This is a genomic window from Mogibacterium timidum ATCC 33093, from assembly GCF_000525775.1.
GTDB lineage: Bacteria > Bacillota > Clostridia > Peptostreptococcales > Anaerovoracaceae > Mogibacterium > Mogibacterium timidum.
In genome coordinates this window covers 17,910-34,693 of the sequence record NZ_JALU01000017.1, presented here as the reverse complement: position 1 = coordinate 34,693, position 16,784 = coordinate 17,910, and the positions used below count along the sequence as shown (strand labels likewise).

The 16,784-nt window shown below is 44.2% G+C and carries 12 protein-coding genes and 1 tRNA gene; 9 read left to right on the top strand and 4 right to left on the bottom strand.

Features of this window, described 5'->3' with window-relative positions; all coding sequences use genetic code 11:
• On the bottom strand, positions 1-1,695 hold a 1,695-nt coding region (locus HMPREF0581_RS04805), incomplete at its 3' end, for a Cna B-type domain-containing protein (RefSeq protein WP_156918821.1).
• 280 nt (positions 1,696-1,975) lie between these two features.
• Complete coding sequence (locus tag HMPREF0581_RS04800) at positions 1,976-2,929, bottom strand: helix-turn-helix domain-containing protein (RefSeq protein WP_242822258.1); 954 nt, start codon at positions 2,927-2,929, stop codon at positions 1,976-1,978.
• A gap of 199 nt (positions 2,930-3,128) precedes the next feature.
• Here HMPREF0581_RS04800 and HMPREF0581_RS04795 point away from each other — a divergent pair, with 199 nt between their 5' ends.
• From HMPREF0581_RS04795 to HMPREF0581_RS04775, 5 genes are read left to right on the top strand one after another with little or no spacing between them, the layout of a single operon-like run.
• Complete coding sequence (locus HMPREF0581_RS04795; RefSeq protein WP_036380862.1) at positions 3,129-3,833, top strand: energy-coupling factor transporter transmembrane component T; 705 nt, start codon at positions 3,129-3,131, stop codon at positions 3,831-3,833.
• Positions 3,830-5,218: an ABC transporter ATP-binding protein gene (locus tag HMPREF0581_RS04790; RefSeq protein WP_009643274.1), complete on the top strand. Its 1,389-nt coding sequence runs from the start codon at positions 3,830-3,832 to the stop codon at positions 5,216-5,218. The genes HMPREF0581_RS04795 and HMPREF0581_RS04790 overlap by 4 nt, the downstream gene beginning before the upstream one ends.
• Before the next feature lie 29 nt (positions 5,219-5,247).
• On the top strand, positions 5,248-5,871 hold the full coding sequence (locus HMPREF0581_RS04785) for an MptD family putative ECF transporter S component (RefSeq protein ID WP_009643259.1): 624 nt from the start codon (positions 5,248-5,250) through the stop codon (positions 5,869-5,871).
• Positions 5,871-7,670 carry an ABC transporter ATP-binding protein gene (locus HMPREF0581_RS04780; RefSeq protein ID WP_009643215.1) on the top strand — a complete coding sequence of 600 codons (1,800 nt, stop codon included), beginning with the start codon at positions 5,871-5,873 and terminating at the stop codon, positions 7,668-7,670. Before HMPREF0581_RS04785 ends, HMPREF0581_RS04780 begins: the two co-directional genes overlap by 1 nt.
• Positions 7,667-9,403, top strand: coding sequence for an ABC transporter ATP-binding protein (locus HMPREF0581_RS04775; RefSeq protein WP_009643216.1), 1,737 nt, complete (start codon positions 7,667-7,669; stop codon positions 9,401-9,403). The genes HMPREF0581_RS04780 and HMPREF0581_RS04775 overlap by 4 nt, the downstream gene beginning before the upstream one ends.
• 32 nt (positions 9,404-9,435) lie before the next feature.
• On the opposite strand, the gene mscL is transcribed toward HMPREF0581_RS04775, so the two are convergent.
• Entirely contained in the window at positions 9,436-9,837 is a 402-nt protein-coding gene (gene mscL, locus HMPREF0581_RS04770; RefSeq protein WP_009643275.1) for a large-conductance mechanosensitive channel protein MscL, read from the bottom strand.
• 388 nt (positions 9,838-10,225) lie between these two features.
• Between mscL and HMPREF0581_RS04765 the strand changes: the two genes are divergently transcribed.
• Positions 10,226-10,301, top strand: a tRNA-Arg gene (locus HMPREF0581_RS04765).
• Positions 10,302-10,536: 235 nt separating this feature from the next.
• Here HMPREF0581_RS04765 and HMPREF0581_RS04760 read toward each other — a convergent pair.
• Positions 10,537-13,350 (bottom strand): oxidoreductase, encoded by a 2,814-nt coding sequence (locus HMPREF0581_RS04760; protein WP_009643221.1) that lies wholly within the window; start codon positions 13,348-13,350, stop codon positions 10,537-10,539.
• Between the two features lie 189 nt (positions 13,351-13,539).
• Between HMPREF0581_RS04760 and HMPREF0581_RS04755 the strand changes: the two genes are divergently transcribed.
• The 3 genes from HMPREF0581_RS04755 (at position 13,540) to HMPREF0581_RS04745 (ending at position 16,783) form a co-directional block, all read left to right on the top strand.
• Positions 13,540-15,036 carry a PucR family transcriptional regulator gene (locus HMPREF0581_RS04755; RefSeq protein ID WP_009643198.1) on the top strand — a complete coding sequence of 499 codons (1,497 nt, stop codon included), beginning with the start codon at positions 13,540-13,542 and terminating at the stop codon, positions 15,034-15,036.
• Positions 15,037-15,228: 192 nt separating this feature from the next.
• The gene (locus HMPREF0581_RS04750) at positions 15,229-15,531 is read left to right on the top strand and encodes a PadR family transcriptional regulator (protein ID WP_009643276.1); all 303 of its coding nucleotides are present in this window, start codon (positions 15,229-15,231) and stop codon (positions 15,529-15,531) included.
• Positions 15,532-15,535: 4 nt separating this feature from the next.
• Positions 15,536-16,783, top strand: a complete 1,248-nt coding sequence (locus HMPREF0581_RS04745; protein WP_009643265.1) for a DUF2812 domain-containing protein — start codon at positions 15,536-15,538, stop codon at positions 16,781-16,783.
• Position 16,784 lies beyond the last annotated feature (1 nt).

Below are 16,784 nucleotides of genomic sequence, written 5' to 3'. Positions count from 1 at the left end.
TTCGTTGAGCGTTACTTCTTCTCCTACTTTTTTATCATTTCCATACAGCTGCACCTTGATGCTGCTTGGACGCTTTCCATCCTGGTTGTCTGCATCCTCCCACTTCTTGGTTACCTTTACACTGGTTTCTTCAGGCTTATAGCTGTTTTTAATGTTAAATCCATCAACTTTAGATGTATACCCTTCCACAGGCGCTTCTTCTACAGTATATGTGATTTCTTTACCTTCAGAATCGTATTTAGGTAAATCCGTGAAGCAATACTTCCACTTCCCGTCTGCGCCAGCCTTAACTTCTGTTTCTTTAACAGGCTTTCCGCCGGCCAGAAGGTTTACTATAATTTTCTCAGGGCGCTTATGATCCTGATTATTTCCGTCATCCCAGGTCTTTTCACCGCAGATATTTATTTTAGGTATCGATTTATTCTTAACAGTTTTTAAAACGGCTTTATCCGCGCCGAAGTCAGCAGGCTTAACATGAATCGGAGTTGTGAGCGGCATATAGCCTTCAGGAGCTTTTATCTCTTTTATTGTATAATTATCCTTAAGCAGGCCTCCGAGACTGCCGTTTCCATCGCTGTCTGTGGTGATTTCTCCGACTTTTGCATGTGAAGAATCCCTTATAACCTCAAAAACCGCTCCTGCCAGCTTCTTGCCGTCCTCGCTCTCCTTGTGAATCTTTATAGTGTAATTGTAACCGTTCGCTTCACCGCCGGATTGCTGGTAGAGAGCCTTAACAACATCATCTATAAGCTTCCCGTTATTAGTTTCTGCAAAAATTCTATTTTTAATAATTTCCTGATTCGTCGGAGTATAAGCCAGTTTTACATCATATTTAATCAGATAACCTTCTCCGCTTATATTATCAAAACGAACTGTAAAACTGTTCCCGTCATACTGGAGAGGGAACTGGTCGGTGACGTCGACTTCATTTTTCAGAGAATAATACCCGCCTCCGGCAGGAAGTTCCCATTTACCTTTTTTAACCTGAACGCTACTCTTTACATAAGAAACCGATTCAGATTCAAGAGTATCCTTTACCTTGATATATTGGTAGCTACCGCCTTTTGCATTGACACGAATCCTGCAGTGTACAATCGTAGGGTCATCTTTATCGAAGAAAGACCACTTCGTAATCTCCTCATCAGGGTTGTCACTCTGTATTCCGGTATAATTCAAAGTCCCTAAATCGAAGGTTTGTCCGTGTGGTATCTCAATCTTAAGATGCAGCGTCTGAGGCTTCTTAACCACACTGGAGTCTACAATGACAGTAACATGAAGCGACCCCGTAATATCCGAATGTGAATCCACATAATCCGTATAGGTCATGGTAATGGTCTTACTGTCAGGATCGGTTACCGCATTGGCAATAACCTCATCGTTATCATTTTTAATCTGGAACGTTTCTTTCTTATAAATTTCAAGTTCATTAGGTATGGGAAGAACTGTTGTATCCCCCTTGTGAACTTGATTATTAGGCAAAGCAAACTTGGCTACCAGTTGCATTCGCTTATTATAATCTGCAGAACCGACAGGTGTTGTCAAATCCGAGTCTGTGAGTTTAATCTCAGTGAAAACATTATTATGTTGAGTTTCCGCAAAAGTCTGTCCCGTAATAGGAGTCATGCCAAACAACATCAGACAGGACATCATAAATACAAACAGTCTCTTGCCTATAATCTTGAGCTTTGATTCCATAAATAATCCTCCTCCTCATTGCTCACGTCACTATAAAGCTGTTATACTACAAAGGCCCGCAACGATCATGAGCTGTAACGCAAAGTAGACTTTGATTTACTATCTGTGGTATATTAAAATTTAAGTAGGAATTGGGGCTTTTCGCACCTTCACGAACTGTAAATCAAAGTCTACTTTTTTTGCCAATTATTGTTTTTCTTCAGATATCAGCAGTAAGTTCCACAATATAAGAAGTACCGGCAAATACAAGCTTTCAAAGGATTATTCTGGTAGAATCAGACTAACTTGGTTTTTCAGCATCGCTGCTCCCAAATGTAAGATTTACGATTTCTGACGGATTCTTCAAACAATTAAACTCTATTTGCTTTCTATATTCCGACGGTGGTATCCCTGTTTGCTTCTTAAATGAGGTGGAAAAACCGGCAACCGTATCAAAGCCTACTTTCTTTGCGAGCTCTTCTATGGATAAATCTGAATCAGCCAATAAATGAGAAGCGTAGTCGGCTTTCTTGGACATAATATATTCAGTAATAGTGCACCCTGTAAATTGCTTGAATAAAATTTTCAGCTTTGTTGTGCTCATATTCGCTAACCTGGAAAGCTCCGCCAGCTTTATTGTGTGTGAAAAGTTATCATCAATGTACTGAATAACACGAACGATACTTTCATAATCCGTGCTTTTTTTAGGCAATCTTCCATTTCCCATTTCAAGCACCGCGGACATCAACGCATAAGCCCCTGCTATGTAATACAGTTCCGCGGACATTCCATTCAGAGAGCAGGCATATATTTTTTTTAGAACATTCATAATTTCGGATGACCAATTGTGCTCTCCTCCCATGTTTTTCAAAATCTCAAGAGGGCTTGCTTCCTGCGCGGTAAAAAGAGTATCAAGATGCGTTTTATAAAATGAAGGAGAATACAGAACCTCAGTGTAAGCAACTCGGCTTCCTTTGCGCATTAAAGTATTTATAGGCGTGCCATTTTCTTCTAAATAGGCGACTATTTTGCCCGGTGGAAGATGCTTGGCGTATTCAAGCCGAAGCGATATATAAAGCGAATCGTTCGGCATTGTAAGCTCTGTATCCTTTAGAAAATAAAAATCACATTTTGTAATCACAAAATGCTCTCCATGAGGCAAAACCCAGAAATACCCCTGTGTTATATAATCATCTCCTTGAAAGAAGGAACCGCAACCGAAGGGATTATTTTCATTACTTCTTATCATTCCCATGTCATTGCACATAGAATTTATTATATTTATCATTATGCATCACCATTTTTTCTATCAGACATTATTCTTTTGAGCAAAGACATATACGAGCTTAATCTATTGCTCAAAGGAGTGAGGATATATTATACTCCCGATTAGATACAACTAACTTATGTGAGTTTAGCATAGCTATACTTGTATTTCAAGGGAGAGAAACGATTTGAAACTCGATGTGCGCTGTAAATTCTTTTTATTGATACTCATCAGTATCGTAGCGTTTTCCGCGAAGGATATCATATACGGGAGTATTGTTTTTATCGTTGTATGCTCGATTTCTTTTCTTCTCGGACAGAGAAGAAAGATAATAAAATTCACTGCCGCTTATGTTTTGCTGCTTTCGTTTATTGTTTTTTCAAAATATGTGCCGGAGACTTTGAACAGCATGATTTTAATGGTTGTTTTATGCATAAGAATGTGCATGCCGATTATGCTTTACGGACAGACATTTTTGAAAACAACATCGGTCAGTGAAATGGTAACCGGCCTTTATGCTATGAAAATCCCTCGTGCATTTATCATTACTTTCGCGGTTGCCATGCGCTTCTTTCCTACTGCAAAAGAAGAAATCTCTCATGTACGAGATGCCATGTCACTTCGCGGAATAGGACTTTCTCTCCGAAATTTAAGACTGCGGCCGATCATCGTGTTTGAAGGCTTTATTACACCTCTTTTGGTTCGTGCGTCCACAATTGCGGAAGAGCTCTCCGCAGCATCAATAACTCGCGGATTGGATAATCCCGCTCCCAGAACATCATTCATAAAGCTCAACATAACATTCAGGGATACATTGTTGACTTTGATATTCACGGTTGCGCTGATTTCGGTTCTGCTGCTGCGGACAACGGTTGGGAGGGTGATGACTTGATTGAATTGAAGCAGGTTAGCTTCCGCTATGCAGGAACGGAAACGGAAGCGCTGAGAAGCATCTCTCTTAAAATAAACAAGGGTAAATGTGTGGTGCTTTCCGGTAGTTCGGGATGTGGAAAAACAACAATAACAAGGCTTATAAACGGATTGATTCCGAGTTTTTATCCGGGAGAGCTTTCCGGAACCGTAAAAATAACCGGAGAGGATATTGCCGGGCGGGAGCCGCATGAATTAGCATCACAAATCGGATCTGTGTTTCAAAATCCCAGAACTCAATTCTTCAACACGGATACAGACAGTGAAATTGTCTTCGGTATGGAAAATTGCGGGGTTCCATATGAAGAAATGCAATATCGGTACGAGCGGACAGTAAATAATCTCAAGTTGGAGAATTTATGCGGAAAAGACATTTTTGCGCTTTCGGGCGGAGAGAAACAACAGATCGCATTTGGAAGCATCTATGCCTTATCTCCTGAACTGTATGTGCTGGACGAGCCATCCGCAAATCTGGACAGGACTTCAACCTTAAGGCTTCGAAGCCTTCTACTGCAGCTAAAGAAGAGTGGCAAGACTTTGCTGATTTCTGAACACCGGCTTTATTATCTTCGCGATGTGGCAGACCAGGTAGCGTTGATTAACGAAGGCAGGCTGATAGGGCTTTACGATATGGATATGCTTGCCTCAACAGATGTGGCAGCGCTTAACAGAATGGGCCTGCGCACGCTATGGGAAGCTGAAATTTCGACTTCACCGGCAAGCTGTCCCGTGAGAATTCCCGCATTGGAGATAAGGAATCTCTCAGTTGAACGAGGGAAAAAGACCGTTCTGAAAAATATCAATATTTCGGCAGACTACGGAGATATTGTCGGAGTGATCGGAGAGAACGGGAGCGGGAAAACGACATTGGCACGAACTGTTTGCGGACTTATGAAAGAAAAAACGGGTGACATTTATTTAGCGGGACAGCGAAGCGATATCCGTATGCGGAAGCAATATGCTTTTCTTGTAATGCAGGATCCGAATTATCAGCTGTTCAGCGACAGCGTGATTGGAGAAATGACAATTACCGCTTCCGGCGAAATACCAGATTCCGAAGATGTGCAAAGGATTTTGTCATCCTTGGAGCTTACAGATGTCGGTGACAGACATCCGCTCTCCTTATCCGGTGGGCAAAAGCAGCGTTTATGTGTGGCTCTTGCGGCTTTATCTCCTGCACGGATACTCTTTTTTGACGAACCGACAAGCGGGCTTGATTTTGAAAATATGAACCGCGTGGCAAAGCTGTTAAGGGAACTTGCAAAGACAAAAGCCGTTATCGTAATCTCTCATGATAATGAGTTTCTGGAGCTTGCCTGTACGCGAATCATATCTTTATCAAAATAAATAAAAACAGAAAGTGAGGATTATTTCAAATGAATCAAAACAAAGCTACTTCCGGTACTAAGCTGGGCGGCCGTGATTTTATCAATCTTGGCATTTTTACCGTTATATTTATTGTGGTTTTTATGGCATGCATTATGATAATGAGCATGACCGTTTATACCTTGCCGTTTGGCGTCGCATTAGGCTCCTTCGTCGCAGCCTCCGTATATATGCTGCTTAGGGCAAAAGCCCCTAAAGCAGGTGCCGTTATATTGTTCGGGATTCTGTTCGGGCTGGTCATGTTCGTCATGGGTAGTGGCTGGCCAATACTTGCCGCGGTAATTATAAGTTCAATTATCGCGGAATTAATTGTTAGAAGCGGGCATTATAAGAGTTACACCTGCGAGGTCATCGGCTACTGCGTTTTAATGCTTGGGACGGCCATTGGATCATATATTCCTTTTCTTGTCATGAAAGATTATTATCTTAAAATTGCTGAAGGAAATAGCATAAACGGGGAATTCATGGCTCGTTTAATTAAATTTATCAGCGGTCCATATCTCGCTTTTGCTTTAGCTGTTACAGTTGTTACAGCTATATTGGGGACAACACTGGCTCGTGCTGTTTTCAAAAAACATCTTGTGAAAGCAGGATTGCTCAAGGAGACGAAGTGATGAAAAAAAAGAAGACAAAAAGCGGCATGTCACGCATTTTTGAACTGGCAACAGATCACAAGGGACTTCTTGCGGTCAGCGGCGTTCTTGCGGCTCTGGCCGCAACAGCCTCCTTTGTTCCCTATGTTGCCGTTTATTATATCATTCGTGATGTAATTTCTGTTTATCCGGAATTTACAAAGCTAAATGTAGAAGCTGTTTGGGGATATGGGATGATTGCAGTGATAGGTATTGCAGCTGATGTGCTTTTATTTTTCAGCTCTTCAATATGCGCACACCTTGCCGCATTTGGAACGCAATACAAGCTTAAAACCATATTAACAGAACATATTGCAAAAATTCCGCTTGGTTTCCATTTTAGAATGGGGAGCGGGCGATTCCGCAAGGTATTAAATCAGGATATTGAGCAAATGGAGAACTTCATAGCTCACGTATATCCGGATATGGTTGCCGCCTTTGTTGCGCCATTGGTTCTGCTCGCAATTCTGTTCATATTTGATTGGCGCTTCGGGGTTGCTGCTTTTATCGCAGTTCTGGCGGCTTTCGGTATTCAGATGATTGCTATGGGCTCTTCTAATTCCGATCTCATGGCAAAGCTACAAAAGAACACAGCAGATATGACAGAGGCTACAGTAGAATATGTAAGGGGAATGCCGGTGCTTAAGGCTTTTGGGCAAACAGCACACTCTTTCAGGCAATTACGAGGTTCAATTACAACATATACCAAATTTATGCTGACATACACATTGAAATGGAAAATTTCAACTGCATCATTTATGACGCTTATCAACAATATTTACCTCTTTCTTATTCCTGTAGGAATTTTAATCGGAAAAGGGACGAAGAATTATAACGATTTTTTGTTAAATTTCATTTTCTATCTATTGCTTGCACCCGCTATAGCTTCGGTGCTTCATAAATTTTTGTATGTATCATCTTCCAGCATGAGGGTTTCCGGGGGCGTTGAAAGCTTTGATGCAATAATGGCATTTCCGGAGCTGCCTAAAATAAATCAAGGTAAAAAGCCTGATGACGGAGCTGTATCATTTCAGAATGTGTCGTTTTCGTATAGCGGGGACGAAAAGCTTGCTTTATCCGATGTAAGTTTTACCGCACGAGCAGGAGAAGTTACCGCTATAGTCGGAACCTCAGGCGGCGGAAAGAGCACTATAGCCCACTTAATTCCCCGGTTCTGGGATGTATCAAGCGGCAGCATATGCATAGGGAATGTGGATATCCGCGAAATGACGGAGCGTGATTTAATGCGACAGGTCAGCTTTGTTTTTCAGGATGTATATCTCTTTAATCAAAGCATTCGGGATAATATTAAAATAGGCTTCCCTGAAGCATCAGATGAAGATGTTGTAAACGCGGCAAAAGCGGCTTGCTGTGATGAATTCATTACTAATCTTCCCGACGGATATGATACGGTGCTTGGAGAAGGCGGAATTCACCTGTCAGGGGGGGAGGCCCAGCGTATATCTATTGCCCGTGCGATCATTCGCAACACTCCCGTTTTAGTTCTGGATGAGGCCACGGCTTTTGCGGATCCGGAAAATGAGAGACTTATACAAACGGCCTTACGCAGACTAATGGAGAACAGAACAGTTATTATTATTGCCCATAGGCTTGGAACCATAAAGGACGCCGATAACATTTTGGTGATGGACAAGGGAAAGCTTGTCGAAAGCGGAACGCATCAGGTTCTATTACAAGCAGGCAGCTTGTATTCAGATATGTGGATGCGATACACACAATCCCTTGAATGGGGTATCGGAAAGGAGACAGTTATTTCATGAAAATATTTAGAAATTATTTGCTACTGGATAAAAATGCGGAAAAAGGGCTGCGAAATGCAGCAATAGCATGCTTTTTTACAAGCCTTTCACTGATGCTTCCTTTCATGATTACAATCGGGCTTTTCATAGAAGTATTGAAGCCTCTGACAGGAGAAGATATTTCATGGAATAGAATTTGGATATTATTTGGGCTTGGTGCTATAGCATTTATTGTTATTTTCCTGCTTTCAAAGCATGATTACATGAAAACCTATGTGTCCTCTTATCATCAATCGGAGGCGACCAGGCTTCGTGTAGCGGAGCAAATGCGAAAACTGCCGATGAGCTTTTTCAACACAAGAGATTTGAGTGAGTTATCATCCAATATTATGACGGATTGCACAAATATCGAAACGGCAACCTCCAATATTGTGCCCCAGCTTCTTGCAAATATTGCATCATCGGTGTTTGTTTTAATATGCCTTGCTTTCTTTGATTGGCGAATGGCATTATCCATATTTGCTATGCTTCCGCTTACAGCGCTCATCTTTTGGACAAGCCGCAAGTTGCAGAATCGGTTGTTTTCAAAACATATTTCTGCAAAGCTTGCAGCAGAAAAACAGTCGCAAGAGTATCTCGATGGAATTAAAGTGATACGTTCCTGCAATCTGGGGGGAGAAAAATACAAGAAGCTCGATGACGCCTTCACGGAATTGCGCTCAGCAGCAATTCGCATAGAGCTTGTTTCCGGTTCAATTATGGCATTGTCATCAATGTTGCTTAGATCAGGTATCGGGGTTGCAGCTTTTGTAGGCATACACTTATTGACATCCGGGCGGATCGATTTTCTTGTCATGCTGATGTTTCTGCTAATTGCAACCAGAATTTACGGTCCTATTCTTACGGTGTTAACACTATTGCCGGATATACTTTATTTGCAAGTCTCTAACAGGCGTCTCCGCACCTTGATGGACAGCGAAGTAATGACCGGAGAAACAAGCTCACCGATTAGAAATACAGATTTATCTTTTGATACGGTGAGCTTTGCCTATGGTGAGGAACCCGTACTTGACGAAGTAAGTTTTGTGGCAAAAGCCGGACAGATCACAGCACTCGTGGGTCCTTCGGGCAGCGGCAAAAGTACCATTTCCAAGTTAGCTGCGCGTTTTTGGGATGCAGATAGCGGAACAGTGAATATCGGAGGTGTAAATGTAAAAGAACTTGATCCCGAATATTTAATGCAGCATTTTTCCTTTGTATTTCAGGAGGTTATTCTCTTCAATGACACGATAGAGAATAACATTCGCATCGGCAAACCGAATGCCGGCGAGGAAGAAATTAAATCAGCGGCAAAAGCTGCCTGCTGTGATGAGTTTATTGAAAAACTGCCGGATGGCTATAAGACTATGCTCGGTGAAAACGGAGCGACCCTTTCAGGGGGAGAAAGGCAGCGTATTTCAATAGCCAGAGCATTACTTAAGGATGCGCCTGTTGTAATACTCGATGAAGCGACCGCGTCTCTTGATCCGGAGAATGAGGTATTTGTACAACAGGCGATTAACCGGCTTGTGGTCGGAAAAACTGTTTTAGTTATAGCACATAGGCTGCGTACCGTTCTTCATGCAGATCATATCGTCGTGTTGGAGCAAGGAAGAGTGGTAGAAGCTGGGAGCAGTACGGAGCTGCTTGCGCATAACGGGTTGTTTTCAAAACTGTATCACATTCAGCAAAATAATTACGAATGGAGATTTTGAAGGCTTAAGCTACTTATAGCGGCCAGCACTTGCTAGTCTCTGTTAGACAGCAAATCTCTAATCTCTGTGAGCAGCTCAACCTCCGGAGTTGGTACTGCAGGCTCTTCCTCTGCAGGCTCCTCCGGCTTCTTCCTCTGCGCCTTGCTGATAGCCTTGATCAGAAGGAATACTGTCAGCGCGATGAGCAGGAAGTTGATGATTGCCTGAATGAACACTCCGTAGTTGATGGAGGCTGTTCCAACTGCAACCTTGAGGCTGGAGAAGTCGATACCTCCGATGATTACGCCCACGATTGGCATGATGATGTCATTTACAAGCGAAGTAACGATTGCTGTAAAGGCAGCTCCTATGATGATGCCGACTGCCATGTCGAGGACATTACCACGAGAAATAAATTCTTTGAACTCTGCTATTAATCCCTTAGTCTCTTTCATTAAATCCGGTGCTCCTTTCAATATTGCACTTTCTTGATACGTTGAAAATTTAATATGCTGTGCACAGTTCGCACGATAATACTACAACAATGCGATATGTGTAAGTTCCATGCTTACAAACATCTTTGCTACCCTCTACTGCGCAACGCATTATCAAGTATTTATAAACTACACCAGGCATGGGGGAAAGGTCAAGGGCTCGCAGCGATTTAATTGTAAAAAATTCAATAGCGCTCCGCACTCGTATAGGGTCGTTTGTCCCTTGTGTTTAGCACGATTCGATGATATTATAATTAGGCTCGTATTTGGCACCGATGATTGTAGTTAATCAGAGATTTATCCGAGGATTACGTTAACAGGAGGTGTCATCCACGAGCGCCCAACCCATGTCTCGATAGCTCAGGGGACAGAGCACCGCTCTCCTAAAGCGGGTGTCGGAGGTTCGAATCCTCTTCGGGACACCAGTTGAAAACACTGCAATTCTAACGAGTTGCAGTGCTTTTTCTTTGTTTGGAAAGTTACGCTTATTGAAAACAGCGTCGCTCGGTCGAAGTCACTTCCGGAGTCACTTCGACCGAAGCGATTCTACTTATTCATGGCTGATAGCGCCATTGCAGCCATCGATTGTGCATATATACGTATAATTGCGCGGATATATATTTACGCGATATCCCACTGCGCAGATATTTGGTTGCGAGACTATTTAATTCCGCCCTTCATAAACGCAGTCTGGTCGTACCAAGCCGGGATAACCTTGAGCATCAAAGCTTCCGGCTCTACATCCTCAAGGTATTCCAACGACGTGATCAGCAGGTTGTTCTCAGCATATGCCCCGCCGACGATAGTGTTGATTGGCAGACATCCCCATGGATCATCTATGCTGGACTTGATCTCCAGCCTGTTGACGTATCCGGGTGTCCAAGCATCGTATGTGTAGTTACATACATTCCTGATTAGACCGGTATTAGTGAACTTGAATTTGCCATTTTCATCAGGTAGTCTGTCGAAGTGGAAGTAGTATCCGCTCCCTGCCGTCACCTTGCCCGGAACGGGCGACTGATATAACGCATGTGTCAGAGGGTGGTTGTAGCTGCCGAGCTGCATCTCTATGTTGAGGAGCTCAGCGCCGCGTCTCGACACATTGCAAGTAACCTTGTCGTTTTCGCCCTTCCTGATGTAGAACTCCGCACCCAGTTTCTTAGGTATAGCCGAATTGTCACGTCCGAGCTGAGTTGCCATCTCTGCACCGGGCCCGCCCAGCAACAGGCTGATGGGATACAGTCCGACCTGCCCCTTATATGTGCAATATACGCCGAGGATTGCCTCATAGTAGTTGTCTGCGAAGGTTGGCTCCTTGATATGACAAGCGCTGACCGTTACTACCGGAACTGCAAACGGTTCCAGTGGAGCCGGCAGAACCTTGGCAACTGCTGCCGGATCTGTCAGGTATGCCAGGTAGATTCCTTCCTGTCCGCGCATGTGCGACACCTTGGCAAAATTGCTCAGCTCATCCCCGGTCACTACGAAGCTTGGCTCGGGTTTTCTAAATAAATTCGCTCCCACTTCGTATCCCGACTTTGTCGCCGGAGCTATCGTTCCATCCTTGATGGCCGAACCTACCAGACATACAACAAGGCCTTTCTCCTCCATGGCGTCCTTGAGACTTCGGTCGGAACTATAACCGAGCGAGAGTACAACTGCATCTGCAGCGATTTTCTTCTCTTCCTTGTTATCTACGTTCTCAATTACTACACCGTCTGCAGTAATCTCCTTGAGTGTGTGCCCTAATTCCCACTCTACATCCATCTTGCCGAGTCTTGACATGACATCGAGCACGTTGTTTCTGTAGGCGTTTGCGCCCGCCTGCTTGAGCATATCGACAAAAGCAACCTTACATCCCTTCTCTCCGAGAAATTCACCGACTTCGAGTCCCGTGAGTCCTGCGCCAATCATAGCAACTGATTTGCCGGCGATATCCGCCTTGCCAGTTAGCACTTCCTCTACGGTGTAAACGTTCTTGCCGTCAACTCCCGGTATGGACTTAGGGAACACCGCCCTGGAGCCCGTAGCGAGAACTACTGCATCCGGTTCCAGAGCAGCGATATTCTCCGGGCTTGCTTCCTTGCCCAGCTGAACCTCTACTCCGAGACGAGCAAAGCTATCTCTGTAGTAATCTGCGATCCACTCCATTCTCTCCTTGAGAGGTGGACGCTTAGCCAGGTTGACAGTTCCACCAAGTGATTCCTGACGATCCATAAGAGTAACCTTGACACCTCTCTTGGCTAACGTCTCAGCTGCCATCATGCCGCCGGGACCACCGCCTACGACTACAACCCTATGTCCGACAGTGTCCGGCTCAAGTTCGCCGTAACGCTTCTCATTACATGTAAGCGGATTTACGGCACACTCAAGAGGCAGTCCTTGTGCATTGAGTCCCATCAGGGTCTCGAAGCATCTCAGACAACTGATGCACTTCTTGAGCTCGCTTTCTCTGCCTTCCTGCACCTTTCTGCCCCACTCTGGGTCTGCAAGCCATGGTCTGCCCATTCCGACAAAATCAACAACCTCATCGTCCAGTAACTCCTCGGCAGCTGCAGGTTCACGGATAGCCGAAACTGCGATGACCGGAATACCTACAACATCCTTTACAGCCTTGATAAACGGCTTTCTCCAGCCCTGTGCAAAGGATATTGGTTCTATAGCCATGAGTCCGGTCTCGTACAGTGCGCAGCTGACATCGATAAAATCGATCCCCGCTGCTTCCAGGGCCTTAACTATCTTGATACCGTCTTCGATGTGGATATAGTCCTCTTCAACGCCGATTGTTGAGAGAAACTCATCGACTGAAACCCTGCAACCAAGAACATAGTCGTCGCCGCACTTCCTGCGAATGTCTTCGATAATCTCCAGGACTAGGCGCATGCGGTTATCGAAGCTGCCGCCGTACTCATCCGTTCTCATGTTGGTATATGGCGATAGGAACTGCTGCAGCAGATATCCGTGAGCACAGTGAAGCTCAACACCATCTATACCTGCCTTCTTACAGCGAAGCGCAGCATCTCCAAACTGACCTACCAGCTCATGAATTTCATCTATACCCATAGGTCGTGTCTCCTGCTTCGACACATTACACATGCGGTCGGAAGCTGAAACACAGGGCTGTCCGCCGATTAACGCTGATACACCCTCACGGCCGGGGTGATGAAGCTGGATAAAAATCTTCGATCCATACTTATGAACTGTGCCGGCGAGTTTAGCGAGTGAAGGAATATGTCTATCGCTCGTAGCTGCGAGCTGACGGAACATCCCGGCCCCGGTAGCTTCATTTACCCTGCATATCTCCGGCATAATCAGTCCACATCCACCCCTTGCTCTGGCTTCAAAATATGCGAGCATTGCCGGACCGGCTGTTCCGTCAAGCTCCGCCAGGTTAGTTCCCATTGGCGTCATGACCAAGCGGTTCTTAATATCAACATTGCCGATCCTGTCTTTTTCAAATAACCTATCATACATAATTTCACCCTCCTTAAATATTGGTGAACAAGCTCTAAACCTATGTTAATTTTATAACTAAAAATACGATAGCGCTATGTTTACGGTAACACAACCATTATTGACAATTTGTGCACTGAACACTAAAATTGAATTAATTTAATACATACCAATCCGGTTATATGCGCCAATGAGAGGACGGTGAGGATTGTGAAGTTTCAAGAAGTAATCCGCCTCATAGGCAAGAGCTCTGATATACAGGTTATTTCAGAATCCACAAACCATGATATTGCTAACATTCGCTTGTGGGAGCAGGGTAAAAGCAAGAGCAACGGCTCCACCTTATATTTTAGTGCCGATGCACAACCGACAATCTGGCCGGATAATTTTATCATAGTCTCTGACTGCATTCCGGAGCCACTCCACGGCTCTCCGCGCAACCTTGCGGTTATACCATCTGATAATTTTGCAAAAGTCTTCAATATACTGCAGGATGCACTTACCGACAGCAGCTCAAACAAGTTCTACAATTATCTGGTCGAAGTCGCTGACGAGGTCAAGAGCACGGAGGCTCTGATAGACGTCGCTTCACAGTCTTTCAACGCATCGTTGATACTGATTGACCGTGATTTCAGGATTATCGGTTACTCCACCCAAATTCCGGTGACCGACCCGATCTGGTCGGAAAATATCAAGAAGGGTTACTGCGATTACGAATTTGTAAGCGAGGTCAAAAAGCTCAAATCCGTGCAGATGGCTGATAACAGTACCCTCCCTTTTGAAGTTACGTGTCCTTCCTCGCCATACCGCAAGCTCGCCTGCCCGGTGTACTGCAAAGACGCCTGGGTCGGCTCGCTAATTCTGATTGAAGGAGAAGGTACATACCATTGCAGCCACAAGGATATGCTGCAGACACTGAGCGGTATCGCCGGCTACTCGATAATCGCGCACTCTCCGCAGCTCCTGTACCGAACCAGCAATTACTATAACTTTCTGTACAACCTGCTCATCGGTACACCTATCGAAAATTTACCGGAGGCTTATAGAAACCTCAAGTTTGCCGATACGATACGGCTGATGTATTTCCGTGCCGACAACAACGCGGATAACTTCGTCAAGGCTTCTCATGTTATAGACCGGCTACACAAGTTGCTCCCAGACGCTCACGTGCTCTCGCAGCACAACGCAATCATAGTGGTTTCTAATGCAGCAGGGCAACCGGCGCTATCCGATTTGATTGAAGTATTTCCACCTGCTTGTGCTGTCAAGGTCGGTGTCAGCGGCAAGTTCCACGACATCCACCTGCTCCGAAAAGCCCTCAATGAAGCGCAAGACGCCCTTGAGGTCGGCTTCAGACTTCACTCGGATTACAGCGTTTTCAAATTTGAAGATTACAGCACGTACATCATGCTTGAACACCTGTCACGGACCGAGGATATTTCTCGTTACAGCAACCACGTCATCCAACAGCTGCAACGCTACGACGAAGCCAACGGGACGGAGCTGCTGCATACGCTGAGCACCTATGTCAACTGCAATTGCAGCATCAAGGAGACCGCAGCTGCGATGTTCATGCACCGCAACAGCGTCATCTACCGACTCAACAACATCCGCAAAATATGCGACGTCAATCTTGATGATCCCGACACGCAGTTCAGTATACGGTTGTCGTTCTGCATATTAAAGCTCGGCAATACAGAGTCTTAGAGTCAGTCACATGGCTGGCTCTTTTTTTAGCAGCTTTCATCGAAATTCATTATGTATTAATTTGTATTTATAATAACTCTAAAGGCTAAATCTGCGGATAATCTATATTGACAATATCGTATTACGATATTACAGTATAATTATAAGTATCGTATTACGATATTACCGCTATCATGAAGTGGAGAGCTAATTATGGCCAAGAAATCGCTGGAACCTCTAACCGAACCGATGTTCTACACACTGCTCTGTTTCCACCGCTCGGAGATGTGCGGAACCGAGATATCGAGCTACGTGAACGACCTAACTGAAGGAAGAGTCAAGCTGGGTCCGGGAACGCTGTACTCGCTCCTATCACTCTTTCAGTCAGAACATTTAATCGAGAAGCTGCCTGCCGAGGGCAGACGAATCTCCTACAGGATAACGGAGCGCGGAGAGAAGCTATATCAACAAGAAATTAACAGATTAGAAACATGCTTAAGAGATGCGCAGAGGTGAAACAATGGACGCTAAGAAAAAATACAAATTTAATCCATTCATGCTCCAGGATTTATTCTACGAGCAAATTTGGTTAGAAGACTTGGCTAAAAAGGGTCTCCTGCTTACCGAAAACGGTTCCCTTTTGTTTAAATTTGTAGTAAACGAACCAACGAACCGCAGATACCGCATTCTCCCTTATAGGCAGGGTAAGATCTCTGATGAAGAAAAGCTCCTGTATGAATCGTGCGGCTGGAAAATTATCTACGGGTCCTTATATTCTACGATTTTCTACTCAGACGATTCAGATGCTCCCGAACCTTTTTCGGATATATTGAGCAAGAAGCAGTACTATATGAATTGGCTTATCCATACCCTCATACAGTTCATTGTTGCAATATGCTTGATAGCATATATTAACCGAAGATTATTTCTGGGATTTTTGACTCCTTCAGAAACGGTATACAGTTTGGCAGATCAGAATATGATCATCATAGTGTTGAATCTGTTAGTGATACCTTTTGTTTTTTTTGCACTTGCCACAACTATAGCAAAGTACCTGAATTTCTTTTGCAGGTTGCGAAGTGAAAAAGCTGTCACCATAAAGGGGTACAAAGGCGTCTATCGCTTCAACATCTTTTATTACACTTTAGTTTTTGCAATAGCAGTTGCATGCATAATCGTTCCCCCTGCCAGTTTTGAAAGCGACAGCTCTTCGGACAACATCAAGTATCTGAAATACCGCAACAAAGAGATGGTTCGGTACTCCGAATTTGCACCGACAGAATGGCAGGTTATTCGGGACGCCATTCTGAAACATGAGGATACAAACATCATATATTCGTTTAAGGAGACGCATAGTGCACTTATTCCTAGGATTTCGCACGAATCCTTATCTATCTCAGATGAGCCTGAAGATGAAAGAGCTGACAAAACAGATGATAAGATAGACACCAAGACCGCATCTCCAGACTCTATATCCTATGACATTTATCTGTATAAGGCTCGAAATGCCAATGTTGCAAAGCATTTCATGGCACATGACATGGTTAATCAGGTTGAAGGTTTCGGTACTACGCTTTCTAAGCGGGATAAGCGTACCATGCAGTTTAATTATAAGGGGCTGGACTACGCTGCATATTTTAAGTCTTCTGGAGAACTGCAAATGCAATTCTTATTCCTCAGAAAAGACAATAAATACGAAGCAATAATATACAGCGGGCCGGTCGATCTCAGAGCTAAGGTTGATTTATTCGCAAGTAAGCTGCTGTAGG